This window comes from Streptomyces asoensis (genome assembly GCF_013085465.1).
GTDB classification, from domain to species: Bacteria; Actinomycetota; Actinomycetes; order Streptomycetales; family Streptomycetaceae; genus Streptomyces; species Streptomyces cacaoi_A.
Genome location: NZ_CP049838.1, coordinates 9,254,076 through 9,275,258, shown reverse-complemented (window position 1 = coordinate 9,275,258; position 21,183 = coordinate 9,254,076). Strand labels below are relative to the sequence as shown.

The following is a 21,183-nucleotide window of genomic DNA, read 5'->3' as shown; positions in this document are numbered from 1 at the left end:
GAGTCGGGCCACTCGGCCCATGTCTCGCTCGATCGGACCGTGCCCGACTACATTCGACGCCCGGTCAGGTCGCCGTCGCCGCAGCGGCGGCCCGTCCCGCCTGGCGTCCGGAGAACAGACAGCCGCCGAGGAACGTGCCCTCGAGGGAGCGGTAGCCGTGGACACCGCCGCCGCCGAAGCCGGCGACCTCTCCGGCCGCGTACAGACCGGGCACGGGGTTCCCGGCCGCGTTCAGGACCCGGCCGGAGAGGTCGGTCTGGAGACCGCCGAGGGTCTTGCGGGTGAGGACGTTGAGGCGTACGGCGATCAGCGGTCCCGCGCTCGAGTCGAGGATCCGGTGGATGGCGGCCGTCCGGCTGAGTGAGTCGCCGGTGTAGTTCAGGGCGTTGCGGATGCCCATGACCTGGACGTCCTTGGTGTACGCGTTGTCGATCTCCCGGTCCCGGGCCTCGATCTGCCGCTTGAGGTCGGCGAGGTCGATCAGTGAGGTGCCGGTCAGCTTGTTCATGCCGGCGACGAGGTCGGTGAGCGTCGAGGCTACGACGAAGTCCTCGCCCTTGTTCTTGAACTTCTCGATCGGCTCCGGGGTCTGCCAGATCCGGGACAGCAGCTGCCAGACGTTCTTGTTGGTGAGGTCGGGGTTCTGTTCGGAGCCGGAGAGCGCGAACTCCTTGGCGATGATCTTCTGGGTGGTGACGAACCAGGAGTAGTCGTAGCCCGAGTCGGTGATGGTCTTGAGGGTGTGCAGGGTGTCGTAGCCCGGGATGTCGGGCGTGTTGAACCGCTTGCCCGTCGCGTCGAACCACATCGAGGACGGGCCGGGGAGGATACGGATGCCGTGGCCGGGCCAGATCGGGTCGTAGTTGCGCAGGCCCTCGGTGTAGTGCCACATGCGGTCGGGGTTGACGATGCGCCCGCCCGCCTTCTCGGTGATGCCCAGCATGCGGCCGTCGACATGCGCGGGAACGCCCGTGACCATGAACTTCGGCGGGGTGCCCATCCGGGCGGGCCAGTTCTGCCGGACCAGGTCGTGGTTGGCACCGATGCCGCCGGAGGTGACGACGACGACCGGGGCGCGCAGCTCGAAGTCGCCGACGACCGTGCGGGAGCTGGGCTTGCCGCGGGCCACGCTGCTGGGCTCCAGGACGGCCCCGCGGACGCCGGTGACGACTCCCCCGGTGGTGACGATCTCGTCCACGCGGTGCCGGAACTTGAACGTCACCTTGTTGTCGGCGACCGCGGCCCGCACCTTCTTCTCGAACGGCTCGACGACCGCCGGTCCGGTGCCCCAGGTGACGTGGAAGCGGGGTACGGAGTTGCCGTGTCCGGTGGCGAGACCGCCGCCGCGCTCCGCCCAGCCGACGATCGGGAACCACTGGACGCCGAGTCCGGAGAGCCAGGACCGCTTCTCGCCGGACGCGAACTCCACGTACGCCTTGGCCCACTGGTACGCCCAGTAGTCCTGGCCCTTGGGGTCGTCGACGCCCCGGTCGAAGCCGGCCGTGCCCTGCCAGTCCTGCCAGGCCAGGTCGTAGGTGTCCTTGACGCCCATCAGGCGCTGTTCGTCGGAGTTGACGAAGAACAGTCCGCCGAAGGACCAGAACGCCTGGCCACCGATGCTCGCCTCGGGTTCCTGGTCGAGGAGGAGCACCTTGCGTCCGGCCGCGGCGAGTTCGGCGGTGGCGACGAGTCCGGCGAGTCCGTGGCCGACGACGATCGCGTCGGCGTCCTGGGTGGCGCCGTACGCGGGGAAGGCCTGTGCGGCGAGGGTCGCGCCCGCGAGGACTCCGCCCGCCACGGTCAGGGCGTGGCGACGGGTGATTCCATCGGCTTCGGGGGTGTCCATGAGCGGCCCTCCTGGAGGCTTCGCGGGGGCGGTGCTTGGACCGTGCTCGGGAAAGCCTTGGTCGGTCCATGGGTGGCGTGACTGAGGGGTGTTCCTGCGACAGCTGCACTGTTACCGTCGGTAGCCCAACAGGAAACCAGGTCGTCACACGGCTCCGGTAGTGCGCGGGCGTCAATGTGAGCGCCGCTCGCTTGTGGCTCGGCGACAGCGTCCGGGCGGAGGGGGGACCATGACCGTCGTCCACGGACCGGAGCCGGTCGCCAGGGTCCTGCGGGACATGGCCGCCGACGTCGATGTGTGCGTCGAGCTCGTGCACGCCGCCCGCAGCCGCTCCCCCGAACTGTCCCGGCTGACCGAGGAGGCGACCCGGTCGCATGTGACGGCGATGCTCCGCGCGGCCGACCCCTGGTTCACCGCACCGGAGCGGACCGGGTCGGTCGACGATCAGGACTTCACGGCCGCCCTCCTGCTGGGCGCCGACCGTGCCGTGCAGGGCGTGCCGATGACGGTCGTCCTGCGGGGCGTGCAGGCGGCGCTGGGCCGCGCGGCGGAGATCGTGGTGGACCGGTGCCGTTCGGCGGGGGTCTCGGACCGGGCACTGCTGTCGGTCGTCCTGCGGCTCCAGGAGTACGGCGCGGCGATGGAACGGCAGGTGATCCACGGCTACCGCGCCGCCGAACACGAGTCGCCACGCGCGCTGGGCGCCGTCCGCACCCGGCTGCTGCACCAGGCGCTGCTCGGCGAAGTCCCGCCGCGTGAGGAGGAGTTGGCGCGCGCCGGAGTCCGGGCGGACGCCGCCGGGCACTACCACTGCCTGGTCGCGGCTCCCGCGCCCGCGCGGGCGGTGCGCTCCCCGCACGCGGTGACCGTGCCGCTCGACGGCCGCACGGCCGGACTGTGCCCGCGGCCGCCGGAGGCCGACGAGGTCGATCCCGAGGCGCTCGTCGTGATCGCGCCCGCCGCACCCCTGCCGGAGCTGCCCGCGCTGTACCGGCTGTGCGTGCGCGCCGTGGATCTCGGCCGGCAACACGGCCTGCACGGCCTGTACGACGTCACGGACTTCGCCGCCCGGATCGCGCTGGCCGAACAGCCTTCCCTGGGCGAGCTGTTGAGCCGGAAGCTGCTCGGCTCCCTCGATCCGGCGGACGCGTTCCACCGTCAGCTCGCCCTGACCGCCCTGGCGTTCCTGGACAACGGCCGCCGTCTCGACCAGACCGCCGCGGCGCTGTTCACCCACCCCAACACCGTCCGCTACCGGCTCGGCCGACTCCGGCAGATCACCTCCACGTCCCTCGCGGACGGCGACGGCCCGCTGGCCGCATTGCACTGGTGGTGGGCCCTGACCGCATGGCTGGAGTCGTCAACACGTCGCTGAGTTCCTGTGGCCGGTGATGACCGCCGGGTCACTGCTGTCGTCGCCACCACCGTCGAAGGGCTGCCGCGGCGAAGCGCGTCATTTCTCGGCCGTGGTGGGGGCTCGGGGAAGGCGTAGCTGGAAGCATGCTCCGAGGGGCCGGGGGGTGAGGGTGAGGGTGCCTCGGCGGCGGTGGGCCAGGTCGCGGGCGATGGCGAGGCCCAGGCCGGTGCCGCCGTGGTCGCGGGAGCGGGCGTCATCGAGCCGGACGAAGCGTTCGAAGATGCGCTCGGCGTCCTCGGTGGGCACGCCCGGTCCGTCGTCGTGCACCGTGAGGACGACCCAGGCGTCCTGGTTTCGGATGGTGATCTGGATGCGGTGTGCGGCGTGGCGGGCGGCGTTGTCGATGAGGTTGCGCAGCAGCCGTTCGTATTCGTCCGGGTTTCCGTGTGCGTGTGCGGGGGCGGTGCTGTCGCAGGTGAGGGTCAACGGTCGTTCGGTGAGGGGGTACTGCTCGGTCAGCCGCAAGGCGAGGGCTGTCAGGTCGACGGTTTCGGAGCCGGCCACGGGGGTGCGGGTGTCGAGGCGGGCGAGGAGCAGCAGGTCTTCGGCGAGGGCGTGGAGGCGGCGGGTCTGTCGTGCGGCGGTGGTGGCCGCGGCGGGCCAGTCGGTGCGTTCCGGATAGGCGAGCGCGACTTCCAGACTGGCCAGCAGCGTGGTGAGGGGGCTGCGTAGTTCGTGGGCGGCGTCCGCGACGAAGCGACGTTGCTGGGCGGCGGCGTCGTCGAGGCGCTGGAGGGTGCTGTTGATGGTGGTGGCCAGGGCGGTGATCTCGTGTCCCGTGGCGGGGACGGTGACGCGTTCACGGGGGTCGCTCGCGGTGACCGAGGCGGTGAGGACGCGGATGGCTTCGACCGGCCGCAGCGCGATGCGGACGGCGAAGTAGGCGGCGGCGGCGATCAGTACGAGGCCGACGAGCCCGGCCCGCAGCAGCAGACGGTCGGTGGTCTCGGTGATTGCCTCGGCTGTGTGCGGGAGCACCACAACATAGACCCGCAGGTTGGCGTGGGCGGCGACGCCCAGAGCGGCGGCTTTGTCATTGCTCAGTCCATCGGCCCGGATATCGGCCGTGATGACCTGATTGCTCCCGCCGGCTACTGAGAATTTGTCACTAGGGTCGTAGTCGGGGTTCGCAGGTAGGCGGACGGTGGTGATGAGCTCGGCCCTCAAGGCTTTCGGCGGGGCGGGCATCACGTGGTGGGTGCCGGGAGCGAAGTCGTCCATGCCTCCGCCGTAGGCGACAGCGGTGCGTCGGTCGGTCGCGACGACCTCGTACGGCACAGTGCTTGTGGAGTCGGGAATGACACCCTGTTCCAACTTGTCGCAGAGGGACCAGAGTTGACCCTTGGCTTGATCTTCGGCGATCTGTGTGCTCTGGCGGTAGACGTCGTGGTGGACCCACCAGCCGATGCCGACCAGGATGACGGCGGCGGTCGAGGCGGCGGCCAGGGCCGCGCCGGCTCGTACCGAACGCGGCCACCAGCGGCGTCGCGGCTCAGTCGCGTTCACGGTCGTCCACCAGTCGGTAGCCGGTACCCCGTACGGTCTGGAGGGACTGCCGGTGGAACGCGGCGTCCACCTTCTTGCGCAGGGCGCTGACGCGCGCCTCCACCAGGTTGGGATCCTCTGCTTCGTCGGGCCACGCGTGATAGAGCAGATCCGTTTTGGAGACCGCCTGGCCCGCCCGGCGGGCCAGCAGCTCCAGCACGGCGAACTCCCGGGGTGTGAGTTCCACCCGGGCCCCGGCCCGGCGGCAGACCCGGCCGGCGACATCCAACGAGAGGTCGCCCACGGCAAGGACGGGCGGGGCGACCGTGGCGGCTCGTCTGACCAGGGCCCGCAGCCGTGCGACGAGCACCACGTAGGAGAAGGGTTTGGCCAGGTAGTCGTCGGCCCCCGTGTCCAGGGCCTCTGCCTGATCCCAGTCCCCGTCCTTGGCGGTGAGTACCAGGATGGGGGTCGCGTTGCCCTCCCGGCGCAGCTGGGCGCAGACCTTGTAGCCGTTGAGTCCGGGCAGCATCAAGTCCAGTACGACAAGGGCGTATTCGCCGGTCCGGGCCATCCACAGTCCCTGCCGGCCGTCATGGGCGAGGTCGACGCTGTAGCCCTCGGCGGTCAGACCGGTGTGCAGGGTGTGGGCAAGGTCCACCTCGTCTTCGACCACCAGGATGCGCATGTGGTGCAGCCTCGCACAGCGCCGGCCCGCCTTCCTGATCGGCCGGTCAGGTTGGGTCAGCAACCGGTCAACGAGGTCCCGGCACGCTGGCGGAGTGTCTTCGCCACTGCTGAAAGGCCCTGTCGCCGATGTCCGTTGATGAACGTGCCCCCGCCGCGGCCAGGACGGTTTCCCCTCCCGTACCCGCCCGTCGACCATCACCGAGCCCGGCCAAGGCCGTTGTCGTCATCGCGCCCTTGTCGCTGACCATCGCTCTGGGGCTCTGGGGTGTCCGCAGGCAGAACACCATGTGGGGGGACGAGTCCGTCACCTATCAGCTCGCGCACCGCGATCTTTCGCAGATATGGCTCACCGCCCAGCACATTGATCTGGTCCATGCCCTCTACTACGCCGTGATGCACGAGATCTTCGGTCTCTTCGGCGGAGGGCTGCTGACGTTGCGGCTGCCGTCCGTGCTGGCGATGTCCGCGGCGGCGAGCGGAGTCGGGCTTCTGGCACTACGCCTGGCGGGACCCCGTGCCGGGCTGCTGGCCGGGCTGGTGTTTCCGCTCCTTCCCCAGGTACAGAAGTTCGCGCAGGAAGGCCGTTCGTATGCCATGGTCTGCGCCCTGGTCGCCTGGGCCACCTATGCGCTCGTGGTCAGCGTCCCGCATCGCGCCCGGTGGCGGTGGGCGGTCTATGGCTCCACCATGCTGCTGGCCTGTCTGCTCCATGAGTTCGCGGTCCTCGCCCTGGTCGCACACGGCGTCACACTGGTCGTCTCCCGTGTTCCACGACCGGTACTGAGGGCGTGGAGTGTGGCAGCCGCGGGCGTTGTGGCCGGGCTGTTGCCGCTGGCGATCCGCAGTGCGGGGCAGTCGGAGCAGGTGTCCTGGATCGGCGGACCGGTGCGGCCTGGTTATTTCCTGGTGGTGGCGGTCGTGGGCGTGGTGTGTGCCCTGGCGCCCCTGAGGGTGAGCGGGCCCGTTCGGCTTTCCGCGCTGGCTGTGCCGATTCTTGTGCTTCCCGGCCTTCTGCTGCTGATCGCCTCACCGGTCAAGCCCCTTTTCGTCGACCGATATGTGCTCTACAGCAATATCGGAGTCGCCTTGCTGCTGGGCGCCTGGATGGATCACCTCCTCCGGCGGCAGCGGTTTTCCCGCTACGTGTGGATCGCGGCGGTTGCCGTACTGGCCGCGCTCGTCCAGCCGAGCCTTTCGCTGAGGACGCCCCAGAGCCGGAGCAATGACGTCACCGCCATCGGCGCCGCCGTACGCAAGGAAGGCCGTCCCGGCGACGGGCTGCTCTATCTCACCGGCCGGCACCGGATCCTGACTGCGGCCAACCCCGAGGACACCCGTTTCCTGACAGATCTCGCCCTGGCACAGGACCCCGTTTCGTCGAACACACTTGCAGGTTTCGAGCTTCCCGCCCAGGAAATTGCGGCACGCATGCTGGAATTCGACCGGATCGTCGTGGTCCGCGCGGTGGGTGTGCACTCGCTGACCAACCCTCAGGAGGAAGCGAAAACAAACACCCTGCGGCGCCACTTCCGCGAATACGGAACAACTCACGTCAACGGGGCGCGAGTCACCGTCTATGTCCGAGACCACGCCCCGTCTCCGAAGGCCGGTCCTGGATCCAACAGCCCCGGGCAAGCGGTGGGGTGATGAGGTGACCGCGACTGGTGCCGCCGACCGGCACGAGCATGACCTCACCCACCCATGCCACCCCCATGACCTGCACGTTCAAGAGGAACACAACCCACTCAGGGACCTCGCGGGCCGCTCCGCCTTGTTCGACCTGTCGGACGTTGTTCGAGAAGTCTTGACGCGGCCGTGTACACCGTTTGACACTCTCGCAACATCACGTCACACGGTTGAAACGGCGGTCCCTGCCCATGACGCACAGACATCGACTCGGCGACCGTGCGAGACGGGGGGCGGGACAACTGGCCGCACTGACCGCCGTGTCCCTGCTCGTCGGCCTCGTCGGGGCGGCGACTCCCGTCCAGGCCGACGAGGCCGCCGACGTCACCGACGGTCTGGCCCTCTGGTACAAGCTCGACGCCACGTCCGGCACCACGGTCACCGACGCCTCCGGCCACGGCCGCGACGGCACGGTGGCCGGTACCGCCGGCTGGTCGTCCACCGGCCAGGGCCTCGCCTTCAACGGCTCCGACACCTACGTCAAGGTGCCGAACGACGTGCTGAAGGGCATGGACGCGATCACCGTCGCCATGGACGTGCGGATCGACGCCGCCCAGTCGACGCCGTACTTCCTGTACGGCTTCGGCAACTCCAGCGGCAGCAACGGCAACGGCTACCTGTTCACCACGGGCAACTCCCTGCGCACCTCGATCGCCACCGGCAACTGGTCGACGGAGCAGACCACCAAGCCCGCCGACTCCCACAACCTGAGCCGCTCGGTGTGGAAGCACCTCACCTACACGCAGTCCGGCACCACCGGTGTGCTGTACGAGGACGGCGTCGAGGTCGCCCGCAACACATCGGTCACCATCACCCCCGGCGCCATCGGCTCCGGCATCACCACCGCCAACTACCTCGGCAAGTCGGTGTACTCCGGCGACAAGCTCTTCAAGGGCGACATCCGCGACTTCCGGGTGTACGACCACGCGCTGCCCGCCTCCGACGTGGAACAGCTCGCCCTCCCCGTGGCCACGCAGGGCGTCGCCGACGACAAGGCCGCACTGAGCCTCGGGGACACCGGTGCCGTCGTCGCCGACCTGGACCTGCCGAAGACCGGCACGGCCGGCGGCGCCACGATCAGCTGGGCCAGCGACAACACCGCCCTGGTGTCGGACGCGGGCAAGGTGACCCGTCCCGCCGCGGGCGAGCCGGACGGCCACGCCACGCTCACGGCCACCCTCAGGAAGGGGACGGTCACGGCCACCAAGTCGTTCGACGTCACGGTCCTCGCCTCGTTCGACGACGCGACCGCCGCCCGGCAGGCCGCCGACGCCCTCGCCGTCCACAACCTCGACGACGTACGCGGCAACCTCAGCCTCCCGGCGACCGGTTCCTACGGCACCGACGTCACCTGGGCCTCCGCGCAAGCGGACGTCGTCTCGGCCGACGGTGTGGTCCACCGCCCCGCGCACGGCACCGGCGCCGCCACCGTCGACCTGACCGCGACCGTCACCAAGGGCGAGGCCAAGGCGACCCGCGTGTTCACCGCGAAGGTCCCCGAACTCCCCGTGAAGGAAGCCCTCAAGGGCTACATGTTCAGCTACTTCACCGGCGAGGGCACGTCCGACGGCGAGCAGCTCTACGCCGCGCTCAGCAAGGGCAACGACCCGCTGAAGTGGCGGGAGCTGAACGACGAGCGACCCGTCCTGACCTCCACCCTCGGTGAGCAGGGCCTGCGCGACCCGTTCATCATCCGCTCTCCCGAGGGCGACAAGTTCTACCAGATCGCCACCGACCTCAGGATCTACGGCAACGGCGACTGGGACGCCGCCCAGCGCACCGGCAGCAAGTCCATCATGATCTGGGAGTCCACCGACCTCGTCCACTGGACGGACCAGCGTCTGGTGAAGGTCTCCCCCGACAGCGCCGGCAACACCTGGGCGCCCGAGGCGTACTACGACACCGATCTCGGCGAGTACGTGGTCTTCTGGGCGTCGAAGCTGTACGACAACGCGGCGCACTCCGGCGACACGTACAACCGGATGATGTACGCCACGACCCGCGACTTCTACACGTTCAGCGAGCCCAAGGTGTGGATCGACCGCGGCTACTCGGTCATCGACTCCACGGTGATCCAGCACGACGGCACGTACTTCCGCCTGTCGAAGGACGAGCGCAACAACAGCTCCTCCACCCCCAACAGCAAGTTCATCTTCGAGGAGAAGAGCGACTCGCTGCTGAACCTCTCCTGGGACGCGGTCGCCGAGGGCATCGGCAAGGGCGCGATGAACGCGGCCGAGGGACCGCTGGTGTTCAAGTCCAACACCGAGGAGAAGTGGTACGCGTTCCTCGACGAGTTCGGCGGCCGCGGCTACCTCCCGTTCGAGACCACGGACCTCGCCTCCGGCACCTGGACCCCCTCCACCGGCTACGACCTGCCGTCGAAGCCCCGGCACGGCACCGTCCTGCCGGTCACCCAGGCCGAGTACGACCGGCTGCTGCGCGCCTACCAGCCGGACCAGCTGGTCGAGAGCGTCGAGGACGTGTCGGTGAAGACACGGATCGGCCAGGCCCCGGTACTGCCCGCGACCGTGATCGCCACCTACGCCGACGGCGTCCCGCGCCCGGTGGCGGTGGCCTGGGACGACGTACCGGCCTCGGCGTACGCGCAGGCCGGCACGTTCACGGTGACCGGAAGCCTGCCCGACGGCGCCGCGCTTCCCGTCCGGGCCCGGGTGACGGTCTCCGAGGAGGGCGCCGACGTGCCCGCCGACCTGCTGCTGCACTACGGCTTCGACGAGACGTCCGGCAACATCGCCGTCGACTCCAGCGGCCACGGCAACCACGGCACCTACGTCCGCACGCCCGAGTTCGGGACCGGCGTGGACGGCGGCTCGTTCAAGATGTCCGGCGACTCCGCCACCTCCCCGTACGTCAAGATCCCGAACGGCGTGCTGAAGGGCGCCGACAGCGTCACCGTGTCCACGTACGCCAAGTGGAAGGGCGGCTCCTCCTTCCAGTGGCTGTTCGGGCTCGGACCCGACAGCGACAAGTACCTCTTCGCCACCCCCTCCAACGGCGGATCCAGCCTGTACTCGGCGATCACGAAGGCGAGTTGGTCGGCGGAGTCGAAGCTGACGGCCGGCTCGCAGCTCACCCCCGGCGAGTGGCGGCATGTCACGGTCACCCTCGACGGCGCCACCGGCACGATGGTCCTCTACGTCGACGGCGTCGAGGCGGCCCGCACGACGACCACCGTGAAGCCGTCCGAGCTGTACGACTCCGCCAAGGACCACAGCGGCTACATCGGCAGGTCGCTGTACTCGGCCGACCCGTACTTCGGCGGCGAGGTCGACGACTTCCGCGTCTACGACCGGGCCCTGTCGGCCGCGGAGGTCATGGAGCTCAGCGGCAACACCGCGGGCATCGCCAAGGCGACGCACCCCGCGCTGAAGGTCGACGCCCTCCTCGACAACGCGGCCAGCAAGGTCACGCTGCCGCTGAAGGAGGGCACCGATCTCACCGCGCTGGCACCGGAGTTCACCCTCGCCCACGGCGCGGCGATCAGCCCCGCCTCGGGCAGCGTGCACGACTTCAGCAAGCCGGTGACGTACGAGGTGACCGGCTCGGACGGCACCAAGCGCACCTGGACCGTGTCGGCGCTGGTCATGAAGAGCCCGGTGCTGCCGGGTCTCAACGCCGACCCGAACATCGTGCGCTTCGGTGACACCTTCTACCTGTACCCGACGACCGACGGCTTCGAGGGCTGGAGCGGTACGCAGTTCAAGGCGTACTCGTCGACCGACCTGGTGCACTGGACGGACCACGGGGTCATCCTCGACCTGGGGCCGGACGTGAGCTGGGCGGACAGCAGGGCCTGGGCGCCGGCGATCGCCGAGAAGAACGGAAAGTACTACTTCTACTTCTGCGCCGACGCCAACATCGGTGTCGCCGTCTCCGACTCGCCCACCGGCCCGTTCACGGACGCCCTGGGCAAGCCGCTGCTCAAGGCCGGCCAGTACAGCGGCCAGATGATCGACCCGGCGGTCTTCACGGACGACGACGGCCGGTCGTACCTCTACTGGGGCAACGGCCACGCCTATGTCGTCCCGCTCGGCGACGACATGGTCTCCTTCGACGCCTCGAAGATCACGGACATCACCCCGAGCGGCTACAACGAGGGCAGCTTCGTCGTCAAGCGCAAGGGCACCTACTACTTCACGTGGTCGGAGAACGACACCCGGGACGAGAACTACCGCGTCGCCTACGCCACCGGCCCCTCGCCCACCGGCCCGTGGACCAAGCGCGGCGTGATCCTGGAGAAGGACCTCTCCCTCGGCATCAAGGGCACCGGCCACCACTCGGTCGTCCAGGTGCCGGGAACGGACGACTGGTACATCGCCTACCACCGCTTCGCCATCCCCGGCGGTGACGGCACGCACCGCGAAACCACCGTCGACAAGCTGGAGTTCGACGCCGACGGCCTGATCGAGAAGGTCGTGCCCACCCTCACGAGCATCGACCCGGTCACCATCGTCCACGCCGGTCCGGACGCCCAGGGCGTCGAGGGCGCCGCGATCGCCCTGAACGGCACGGTCTCCGGGGCGGGCGGCGCACGATGGACCCTCGAGAAGGGCGCGCCCTGCACGGTCAAGGACCCCGCCGCCGCCCACACCACGCTCACCTGCACCGACAACGGCACCTACACCGCCACCCTGACCGGCGGCCGCAGCACCGACTCGGCCGTGGTGACGGTGACGAACGCGGCCCCGGCCATCACATCCGCCACCGGCCCGTCGGGCCCGGTCGCGGCCGGCCGCGGTACGGCCGTCACCGTCCGGTTCGGCGACCCGGGCGCCGGTGACACCCACACCTGCGTGATCGACTGGAAGGACGGCGGCAAGCCGACCACCGGCACGGTCACCTCGTCCGGCTGCCGTGCCGAGCACACCTACACCTCGGCGGGCATCCGCCGTCCGGTGATCACCGTCACCGACGACGACGGTGCCTCGGCCGCCACGACGCTCCCCGAGCTGATCGTGTACGACCGTGCCGCCGGACCGGTGGTGGGCGCCGGCACCGTCGCTGCCAAGGTCGGGCCGAAGCTGACGGGCCGGGCGTTCTTCTCGCTCACGGCCGGCTATCTGCCGGGGGCCACCGCCCCGGCCGGAGGGGTCACCTTCGACTTCAGGCCGGCCCGCCTGAAGTTCCGCTCCACCGGCCTCGACTGGCTCGTCGTCTCCGGCTCCACGGCCGTCCTCCAGGGCTCGGGCACGTTCAACGGCAAGAGCGGCTACGGCTTCCGCGTCACGACGACGGACAGCCCGGACACCTTCCTCATCAAGATCTGGAAGAAAGCCGGCGGGGAGGTGGTCTACAACAGTGGCACCCCGGCGAAGGTCAACGGCGTCATCACGGTCGGCTACGGGCGCCGGTAGCTCGGACGCCTGGCCCTCGATCCGGCCGGGCGGTTAAGGTCATGGGCCCCCTGTCCTCGACAGGGGGCCCGATCGTGACCTGGGGGGATTCGCCGCGTGCCCACACCCGAGCAGATCTGGGAGGACGCCGATCTCGCCACCCGGCGCCTGGCCGGAGTCGCCCTGAACCCCTCGACTCCGCAGGACGTCCTGCTGCACCTTTTGGCGGAGGCGCCGCTCGCCGTACGGATGGTGCTGTGCCGGGACCGGGTCCTGCCCGAGGCGGTCGTCGACGCCGTCATCGAACATCCCGACCACCGCACCCGTAGCTTCTTCGCCCGCAATCCTCACGTCGACCCGGCCCAGCGGGTGCGGCTGGTGGACGATCCGCACTGGTTCGTTCGCGCCCATCTCGCCGAGGCCCCTCGGGTGACCGCCCCCGCCGAGCCCGGGCCGCTGCCCGACGACGCCGTCGTCCGCATGATGAACACCTACGATCCGGAGCACCTGGGCGGCACCTTCTACCGGCAGTTCTCCCTCACGCTGCGCCGCTCCATGGCAACGCATCCGGACGCGAAGGTCCGCGCCTGGGGAGTCGGCATGTGGGGATGGCAGGACGCGAAGACACGGGCCGCGCTGCTGGCGGACCCGACGACGAGGTACGGAAGCGAGCACAGGACCGGCTGCGCCACGAGGATCCGGTGTGGGTGGAGAGCGTGCTGCCCGACCGGCCCTGCCACGCCCGCACCGGCGCACTGCTCCACGACGCTCTCAGCAGGGCCGTCGTGGACCGCGTCCTCACCGCTCCGGCCGGTCCCCAGGACCGACAGATGATCGCGGGCAACCCCAGTCTCCCGCCCGACGTCGTGGCCCTGCTGGCCGCCGATCCGGACCCGGAGGTCCGGTGGCACATCGCGCGCCGCGCCGACCTCGGTCCCGTCGAACGCCGCGCGCTGGTCACGGATCCCGAACCCGACGTACGCCGGATGGTCGCCCGCCACCGCGACCTCGACCACGACGAGCTCCGGGTCCTCGCGGCCGATCCCGACCCGAAGGTCCGGCTGTCCGTGTCCCTCCACCCCACGTGGACCGAGGAGGAACGGGCCGCGATCGACTACGAGGTCCCCCTGGACGAGCCGTTCTGCTTCTACCCCGAGCGGCTGGACCCGCGGGACCCCGAGGCCGTCCGCCGGGACGCGCTCTCCGGTCACCCGATGCTGCGCCGGGAGGCGGCGCGGGAGCGCACCCTGCCGCCCGACCTCGTGACCCGGCTGGCCGCCGACGACGACCTCGGCGTCCGCGTCCTGCTGGCCCAGAACCAACCGGACGTCCCGGCGGCCCTCCTGCTGCGCAGCTTCCTGGAGTACACCGGGCCCGAGCGCGCCCATCTCGTCACCCGGCCGAACTTTCCGACGGACGGGTTGGCCGCCCACGCCGACGACGAGGATCCCGCCGTCCGGGCCCTCGCCGCCCGCGACCCCGGGACCCCGCCGGCCGCCGTGGCACGGCTCACCCGGGACCCCGAACCCGCCGTCCGGGCGGCGTTCGCCCGCCACCCGAACCTGCCGCCCTCCCTGCTGGCGGAACTCCTCGACGACGAGGAGCTGGCCCACCACGCCGCCGCCAACCCGGCCCTGGCCGAGGGCACCCTCCGCGCCCTGGTGGGGGCGCTGCCGGTCAGCTGACAGCCTCCAGCGCCTCCAACGCCCGCGCGGTCTGCGGATACCGGGCGAGAAGGGCCGCTCCCGACGACCCGACGTCGGGGCTCTCCCACGCCCCGTCGCAGCCCAGCAGGTCCGCCAGCGCATCGCAGGTCGCCGGGTGCGCGGCGAGGAGCGGCAGGCCGCCCGCGGTGCTCGCCGCCGACTCCACCGGCATGCGTGGCGGTTCCTGCGGGAGCCGCCACGGCGGTACCCAGGTGTCCAGCTCGGTGAGCCGGGCGGGGAAGACCCGGCCCGCCTCGCGGATCAGCAGCGGGGCCTGTTCGGCACCACCGGCCCGCAGGGTGCCGATGAGGGTCGGCAGCCAGGGCAGCAGCACCGCGTCGGGGAGCAGGGCGAACGCGTTCGACACGGCCTCGACGACGAAGTCGGCCAGGCCCGGGACCGGTTCCAGGGCGTGCACGAACCCGCTGAGATAGCGCGGGTAGGCGGGCACCACCAACGGGTTGCCGAGCAGTTCCGCGCAGCGCGCCCGCAGTGCCGTCCTCGGCAGGGTGCCCAGGTGGGTCTGTGCCGCCCACAGCAGGGCGGTGCGGGACGGCTCGGTCGGGTGGGACTGGGCGAGGGCGAGTTCGAGCTGGGTGCGGTCGCAGCCCAGGGACAGCGCCAGGCCCTCCATGCCGAACAGGAAGCCCAGCATCGCCGCGACCTGGCGGACGGTCGCGTCGTCGTCGGTGAACGCCGTCGGCAGCAGGGTGCAGTAGTGCGCGTAGCCGGTCTTGACGAAGGACTCGATCCAGGGCGGGAGCACCGGTTCGGCGGTGCGGTAGTGGGCCAGCAGCCGACGGACCCGGCGCAGCACCTCCGGCGCGCCGTCGACACTGCGCTCGCTCGCCAGGACCTCCAGGGCCCGGGTACCGAGCTCGTCGGCGAGACGGCGGCTGCGCAGATAGAGCGTGGCGTCCTCGACGGCCTCCAGGACCTGCGCCGCCGTCGCCTGCGGGGCGTACGCGGCGCGCCGCAGCCGCTGTTCGAGAACCTGCTCGATGCTGACGCCCTCGTAACCCAGCTCGATGAGGGCGCGCTGGTGGGTGCCCAGGGCCAGGTCCCAGGACTCCTGGATGGGGTGTTCGCCGAGGCGGCGCTCGCCCATGATGGGCCGGGCCGCGCCCTGCGGCAGCAGCCGGCGCAGCATCCACAACAGGTCGGAGCAGCGCGCGAGTTCCGGCCGCGAGGCGATGTCCAGCAGCGCGCGCTGCACTCCGCGCTGCTGGAGCTTCAGGTCCAGCGGTGCTAGCCGGTCGTGCACATCGCGGGCCAGCGGCGGCAGCGCGTCGTAGCCGACCTGGCCGACGCGGTCGCCGCCCATCATGATCTCGACCAGCCGGCCCACGTCCCGCCGGCCCGGTACGGCGTCCTTCTCGATGCAGGTGACGGCCGCGTCCTGGAAGTCGTACGGCGTCGGCTTGGCGCGGTCGCGCATCCCGGCCAACAGGATCGACGTCTCGAAGACGGCGATGGCATCGGCGGTGGAGGCGAGGTAGCCGTTACGGCGGGCGGCGCGCACGATCTCCACGGACCAGCCGAGCAGTTCGGCCTCGTCGAGGGCGTCGAGGGCGGGCGGCCGCTGGAGGAAACCGGTGAGCCGGTCGGCGGCCGGGCCGGCCGATGCGGGGGCCCTCGGGGCGAGGGCCTTCCTCGGCTTCGTGCTCTTCTTCGTGCCTGCCTGGCCCTCCAGACGGAACGGGCGGACGCCGGTGCGCCTGACGTTCTTCGCCCATTCCGTCGCGGCGATGGACACCGAGCCCGCGGCCAGTCCGAACTGCGCCTCGATCGCGCCGTGGCTGGACGGGATCAGGCCGTGCCGCCACTTGGTGCCGCTCGGCGGGCTGATGGTGAAGGTGTCGCTGCCGTGCACGCCGAACTCCGCGACCCGGCTGGCCGCGTGGAAGGCGCCGCAGACGTAGAGGCAGTCGGCGGGGTCGGCGCCGGTGGCGGCGAGGTGCTCGCGCATGCGGGTCCACATGTACCGCTCGCGGTCCTCGTCGACCCGTACCTTGCGGGGGTCGCCGGGGGCGAGGCGCCGGAAGAGGCTGCCGATGAGCAGCATCACCTGGCGGTAGGTGTCGTGGTCGCTGTCGCCGAGGGGCAGTTCGACGTACTGGTGCCACCACTCCGACCAGTGCCGTACCCGGCCGTGGCGCAGCAGGTGCTCCTCCAGTTCGGCGAAGCGCGGGCGCAGGTCGCCGATCTCCACGCCGACGGCGTCGCCGTGCAGGGCGGTCTGTTCCGCCGCCTCGGGCGCGTCGGGATCGCCTTCGCCGTCGGGTCCGGTCTCCCACTGGAAGACATGGTCCGAGGAGCGGTCGACGAGGACGAGTTCGACGCCCGGGGTGTCGAGCGCGTAGGCGATGGCCTGGTACTCGGCGGAGGCCTCGGTGACCGGGGCGACCACCGAGAGCGGTGCCCAGTCGGCGGGGAAGCCCTCGATCTCGCTCGCGAAGGACTGGACCGCCACCGGCAGACGGCAGTTGCGCAGCTCGGTGAGGAGGGGCGCCATGTCCTCGCACAGCTCGAGGTAGACGGTCCTCGGCTGCTTCTCGCGCAGTCGGCGTGCCATGGCGATGGCCGAGGCCGGTGAGTGGTGGCAGACGGGGAAGATCTCCAGGGGTTCGCTCACCGCGCGTTCGACGTCGTCGACGATGCCTCGCAGGATGCCCTCCAGCGCCGCGGGACCGTCGGCGAACGTGGTGGCGGCGTCCTGGAGTTGCGTGCGCAGGGCCGTGAACGTGCCCTCGGGGGTCCCGGTCACGACAGGGTCGCGATCGCGTCGCGGCCGCCCTCGAGGAACTCCGGCCAGGAGCCCCCTTCCTCCTTGCTGCGCGGTTCGACGACACCGTGCAGGTACTTGTTGAGGATGGCGAGGTCCTCCGGTGCCCGCCGGGCCAGGGAACCGACGAGGGAGGAGGCGAGGGTGTGGGCGGTGAGGGCGCGTTCGCCGAAGAAGTTGCTGTGCAGGATGGCGTCCTCGAGGACGCCGATCTGCTCGGCCGTGGACAGGGCGGACTCCAGCTTCTCGTCGTCGCTGCCGGCAGCGGCCGAGGAGGCCCGCAGGTCGGCGAAGCTGCGCAGCAGCACGTCCAGCAGGGTCGGCGGGACGTCGAGTTCGATCCGGTGGCGGCGCAGCAGTTCCTCGGTGCGGAACCGGACGATCTCCGCCTCGCTCTTCTTGTTCGTCACCACCGGGATGCGCACGAAGTTGAAGCGGCGCTTGAGTGCCGAGGAGAGGTCGTTGACGCCCCGGTCCCGACTGTTGGCGGTGGCGATGACCGAGAAGCCGGGCTTGGCGAACACGATGTTGTCGCTGTCCTGGTCGCTGCCCAGCTCCGGGACGGAGATGTACTTCTCGGAGAGGATCGAGATCAGCGCGTCCTGGACGTCGCTGGTGGAGCGGGTGAGCTCCTCGAAGCGGCCGATCGAGCCGGTCTCCATCGCGGTCATGATCGGCGAGGGGATCATCGACTCGCGTGACTGGCCCTTGGCGATGACCATCGAGACGTTCCACGAGTACTTGATGTGGTCCTCGGTGGTGCCCGCCGTGCCCTGCACGACCAGCGTGGAGTTGCGGGAGATCGCGGCGGACAGCAGCTCGGCCAGCCAGCTCTTTCCGGTGCCGGGGTCGCCGATCAGGAGCAGGCCCCGGTCGGAGGCGAGGGTGACGATGGAGCGCTCGACGAAGCTGCGGTCGCCGAACCACTTCGGCGCGATCTCCCGGTCGAGGCCGTCGGCGCGCTCGGAGCCCAGGACGAACAGACGGACCATCTTCGGGGACAGCCGCCAGGAGAACGGCTTGGGGTTGTCGTCGATCGACTCCAGCCAGTCGAGTTCCTCGGCGTACTTGAGCTCGGCGGGGGCGCGCAGCAGGTCGGTCATCGAGGGCCTTTCCAAGAGATGCGTGTGTCGAGGGACGGGGTGGGTCAGGTGAGGAACGTCTTGAGTTCGTGGACGAGCTTGTCGATGTGGCCGGAGATCACCGGTGTGCCGAGGGTCTTGAACCGCTCCCGGAACCAGGGGTTGACCTCCTGCCGGCCGGAGCTGGTCACCGAGCCGACGGGGATGAACTTCACGCCGGAGCGGTGGACTTCCTCGATGCCCTCGAACAGCGGCTGGGAGCGGTCGAACTCGTAGAAGTCCGAGATCCACACCAGCACGGTGTTCTTGGGCTCCGCGATCTTCGGGCGGGCCATGGCCATGGCTATGGGGCCGTCGTTGCCGCCGCCCAGCTTGGTCCGCAGCAGCACCTCGAACGGCTCGTTCACCCAGGGGGTGAGGTCGATGGCTCGGGTGTCGTACGCGATGAGGTGCACGTCCACCTTGGGCAGTCCGGCGAAGATCGACGCCAGGATGGTGCAGTTGACCATGGAGTCGACCATCGAGCCCGACTGGTCGACGACCACGATGAGCCGCTGCGGTGTCGTCCTGCGGGCGGTGTGGCGGTAGTAGAGGCGGTCGACGTAGAGGCGTTCCTCTTCGGGGCTCCAGTTGGTGAGGTTCTTCCAGATGGTGCGGTCGAGGTCGAGGTTGCGGTACACGCGCTTGGGCGGGACCGAGCGGTCGAGCGCACCGACCGTGGCCTTCTCCACCTGGGTGCGCAGCACCTCGGCGACCTCGTCGACGAAGCGGCGGATCAGCGACTTGGCGTTGGCGAGGGCGACCCCGGAGAGATTGCTCTTGTCGCGCAGCAACTGCTCGATCAGCGACATGCTCGGGGTGAGCCGCGCGGCGAGCACGGGGTCGGCGAGCACTTCGCGCAGATGCATGCGCCGGACGAGGTCCGCCTCGATGGCGCCGAGTTCCGGGCCGAGAGCGGGGACGATCTCGCCGGTGTCGGGTGTCGTGCCACGACCGCCGCGCAACTCCCCCGGCCGGCAGCCGAGGGCGCGCTCCAGCCAGCCGGCGTCGCTCTGCCAGCGGGACAGCTGTCCGGCGCTGACGGCTCCCGAGCCGGTGGAGAAGACGTTCAGCAGCACCTTGGACACGAGTGCCGCGCGCCGCACCTCCGCCGCACGATCACGCGCGTCGCCGTCGGCCGCAGCCTCGGTGTCCGTGCCCGTGTCCGTGTCCGTGTCCGGGTCGGGAACCATCAACCCGTCGAACTCCGCGGCCAGTTCCGGGTGGCGCTGGACGATCGAGTCGACGGAGGTCTGCGGGTCCAGCAGCGCGGGCGGCAGGCCGATGTCGTCGATGACGGCGAGGCTCGCCGATTCCAGGCCGGCCTGCTCCTCGGGGTCGAAGAGGCGGGCCAGCAGCCGCCAGTACAGGACCTGGCGGCGGTTGTCGTCGGGTACGGCTTCCGGCGTGGGGTCGCTCATTTCCGCAGCAGCCTTCCCGCTCGCTCGCGCAGGACGGTCACGGCGTCGGTGGCGGCCTTCTCGGCCCGGACGCCGGCCTTGTCGGTGGTGCCGCCTGCCCATGCGCCCGCGTGGAGGGCGACGGCCTTCTTGCGCACCGTGGTCTCCACCGCGAGCGGCTGGAGACGGAAGCCGCCGCCGTCCCAGCGCAGCAGGCCGACGCAGGCGCGCGAGGCCGCGACGGCCTCGGGTGTGAGCGGGCTCGCGGTCGGGATGCGGTCGGTGTCGACGGGGAGCGTGTGTCCGGCGACGGTGAAGGTGAGCGTGTCGCCGTCCTGTCCGCGGTCGTAGCCCTCCAGGAACACCGGCTCGGCGATGCGCGCGGGGTGGCGGTCCAGGGGCGCGGTGGGCAGGGCGGTGGCGGTCGGCAGGACGACCCGTGCGGTGGCGAGGGCATCGGCGGGCTCGCCCGCACGGGCCCGGGCGTCGTCCCAGATGAGGTCGCCCTCGTCGGTGAGGGGCATGGCGTCGAGGTCCATCGCCCGGCCTTCGCCGAGGGCGGTGAGCAGCGACAGGTGCGGCCGCAGCAGCTGCCAGACGCCTGCCGCGACGACGGTGTCCGGCTTGGGCACCGAGACGCTCGCGCGGACCAGCCGGGGCGCGGTGCCGTCGGCGGGTTCGAACACGGCGTGGATCTGGGCCTGCGCGGCGGTGGCGTGTTCGTGCAGGTCGAGGCCGAGTGGCAGCAGACGGCCGGTGGCGGCCGTGACGGCGGGCCGGTCGGCGGCGCCGGGCATGGTCAGCAGCAGGGCGCGGGACCACAGGTCGCCCCAGCGGCGCGCGGGGATCCGGTCCAGGGCGGCGCCGGGGCAGGAGGCGGCGAGTTCGGCGGCGAATCCGTCGAGCAGGGTGGCCAGTCGGCGCAGCTCGGGGTCGGGCAGCATCGCGGAGACGATGGGCGCGGCTCCGCCGGCCAGCTCGTGGTCGATGCCCTGCCAGCCGGTGCGCGCGAGGTCCGACAGCCAGGTGCGGGCGGCTGCCAGCAGGTTCACCGCCGGCCGTGCGGCGGGAGCCTCGGCTGGCCGCTCCTCGCGCGTGCGGCCGGTCACCTCGTCGGCGCCGACCGTGAGGGCGTCGTGCACGGCACCGAACAGGGCGGTGCGGGCGGCGGCGAGGGTGACGAAGTGGTCCTCGCTCGCGGCTCCGGCCGCGGCCTTTGCGGTGGCCTCGGCGACCCGGGCGGCCAGCGGGCTGCCGGCGACGGCTCGGGCGAGGACGGTGAGATCGTCCACCCGTTCGGGCCGGGGGCGCAGCAGGCCGGCGAGCAGGGTCCGGTCGAAGGCGTCGACCGCCGCCAGGGCCTCGTCGAGTCCCTCGACGGGTGCGGTGAGCAGGTCGGCGCGTTCCTCCGTGCTCGTGCCGCGCTCGCTCCGGGGCGCCTGCGGGATGTCCGTGGCCCGGGTCGGCGGGAACCACTGGAGCTCCGGGAGCGGGGCGGTGACCGGGGGCAGCTCCAGGTAGGCCAGGTGGCGCAGGAACCGGCTGAAGACGGGTGCGGCGGCCGCCTTGCCGTCCGCCTGTGGTGGGTGGGTGCCGGTCATCGCGGCGGTGAGGGCGGCGGCGTCGGGCTCCGCGCCCATGGGCTCGACGCGCAGGTAGCGGGCGACGCGGTCGGCGCCGTACTGGAGCA

General features: G+C 70.9%; 11 protein-coding genes. 4 read left to right on the top strand and 7 right to left on the bottom strand.

Annotated features, from left to right (window positions below; genetic code table 11):
• Positions 1-64: 64 nt before the first annotated feature.
• The gene (locus G9272_RS41115) at positions 65-1,846 is read right to left on the bottom strand and encodes an FAD-binding dehydrogenase (protein WP_171401290.1); all 1,782 of its coding nucleotides are present in this window, start codon (positions 1,844-1,846) and stop codon (positions 65-67) included.
• 229 nt (positions 1,847-2,075) lie between these two features.
• On the opposite strand from G9272_RS41115, the gene G9272_RS41110 reads away from it, so the two are divergent.
• Positions 2,076-3,221: a PucR family transcriptional regulator gene (locus G9272_RS41110; protein WP_171401289.1), complete on the top strand. Its 1,146-nt coding sequence runs from the start codon at positions 2,076-2,078 to the stop codon at positions 3,219-3,221.
• Between the two features lie 78 nt (positions 3,222-3,299).
• Here the strand turns inward: G9272_RS41110 and G9272_RS41105 are convergent, their stop codons facing one another.
• Positions 3,300-4,769, bottom strand: a complete 1,470-nt coding sequence (locus tag G9272_RS41105; protein ID WP_171401288.1) for a sensor histidine kinase — start codon at positions 4,767-4,769, stop codon at positions 3,300-3,302.
• A complete protein-coding gene (locus G9272_RS41100) occupies positions 4,756-5,436 on the bottom strand; it encodes a response regulator transcription factor (RefSeq protein WP_171401287.1) in 681 nt (226 codons plus the stop codon). The genes G9272_RS41105 and G9272_RS41100 overlap by 14 nt, the downstream gene beginning before the upstream one ends.
• Positions 5,437-5,564: 128 nt before the next feature.
• On the opposite strand from G9272_RS41100, the gene G9272_RS41095 reads away from it, so the two are divergent.
• The 3 genes from G9272_RS41095 (at position 5,565) to G9272_RS45650 (ending at position 14,166) form a co-directional block, all read left to right on the top strand.
• Positions 5,565-7,085: a glycosyltransferase family 39 protein gene (locus G9272_RS41095; protein WP_171401286.1), complete on the top strand. Its 1,521-nt coding sequence runs from the start codon at positions 5,565-5,567 to the stop codon at positions 7,083-7,085.
• A 230-nt stretch (positions 7,086-7,315) separates the two neighbouring features.
• The gene (locus G9272_RS41090) at positions 7,316-12,502 is read left to right on the top strand and encodes a family 43 glycosylhydrolase (RefSeq protein ID WP_171401285.1); all 5,187 of its coding nucleotides are present in this window, start codon (positions 7,316-7,318) and stop codon (positions 12,500-12,502) included.
• A gap of 686 nt (positions 12,503-13,188) precedes the next feature.
• Entirely contained in the window at positions 13,189-14,166 is a 978-nt protein-coding gene (locus tag G9272_RS45650) for a hypothetical protein (protein WP_253268095.1), read from the top strand.
• On the opposite strand, the gene G9272_RS41080 is transcribed toward G9272_RS45650, so the two are convergent.
• From G9272_RS41080 to G9272_RS41065, 4 genes are read right to left on the bottom strand one after another with little or no spacing between them, the layout of a single operon-like run.
• Positions 14,159-16,954: a DUF5682 family protein gene (locus G9272_RS41080; RefSeq protein ID WP_171401284.1), complete on the bottom strand. Its 2,796-nt coding sequence runs from the start codon at positions 16,952-16,954 to the stop codon at positions 14,159-14,161. The two genes, G9272_RS45650 and G9272_RS41080, sit on opposite strands and share 8 nt — an antisense overlap.
• Positions 16,951-18,075 (bottom strand): ATP-binding protein, encoded by a 1,125-nt coding sequence (locus G9272_RS41075; protein ID WP_171401283.1) that lies wholly within the window; start codon positions 18,073-18,075, stop codon positions 16,951-16,953. Before G9272_RS41075 ends, G9272_RS41080 begins: the two co-directional genes overlap by 4 nt.
• 44 nt (positions 18,076-18,119) lie before the next feature.
• Complete coding sequence (locus G9272_RS41070; protein ID WP_171401282.1) at positions 18,120-19,514, bottom strand: VWA domain-containing protein; 1,395 nt, start codon at positions 19,512-19,514, stop codon at positions 18,120-18,122.
• On the bottom strand, positions 19,511-20,941 hold the full coding sequence (locus G9272_RS41065) for a hypothetical protein (protein ID WP_253268280.1): 1,431 nt from the start codon (positions 20,939-20,941) through the stop codon (positions 19,511-19,513). The genes G9272_RS41070 and G9272_RS41065 overlap by 4 nt, the downstream gene beginning before the upstream one ends.
• Between the last annotated feature and the right edge of the window lie 242 nt (positions 20,942-21,183).

Excerpts from the sequence above, each read along its gene's own strand:
- G9272_RS41115 (WP_171401290.1), bottom strand. The coding sequence starts at position 1,846 with ATGGACACCCCCGAAGCCGATGGAATCACCCGTCGCCACGCCCTGACC.
- G9272_RS41110 (WP_171401289.1), top strand. The coding sequence starts at position 2,076 with ATGACCGTCGTCCACGGACCGGAGCCGGTCGCCAGGGTCCTGCGGGAC.
- G9272_RS41100 (WP_171401287.1), bottom strand. The coding sequence starts at position 5,436 with ATGCGCATCCTGGTGGTCGAAGACGAGGTGGACCTTGCCCACACCCTG.
- G9272_RS41095 (WP_171401286.1), top strand. The coding sequence starts at position 5,565 with ATGTCCGTTGATGAACGTGCCCCCGCCGCGGCCAGGACGGTTTCCCCT.
- G9272_RS41090 (WP_171401285.1), top strand. The coding sequence starts at position 7,316 with ATGACGCACAGACATCGACTCGGCGACCGTGCGAGACGGGGGGCGGGA.
- G9272_RS41075 (WP_171401283.1), bottom strand. The coding sequence starts at position 18,075 with ATGACCGACCTGCTGCGCGCCCCCGCCGAGCTCAAGTACGCCGAGGAA.
- G9272_RS41070 (WP_171401282.1), bottom strand. The coding sequence starts at position 19,514 with ATGAGCGACCCCACGCCGGAAGCCGTACCCGACGACAACCGCCGCCAG.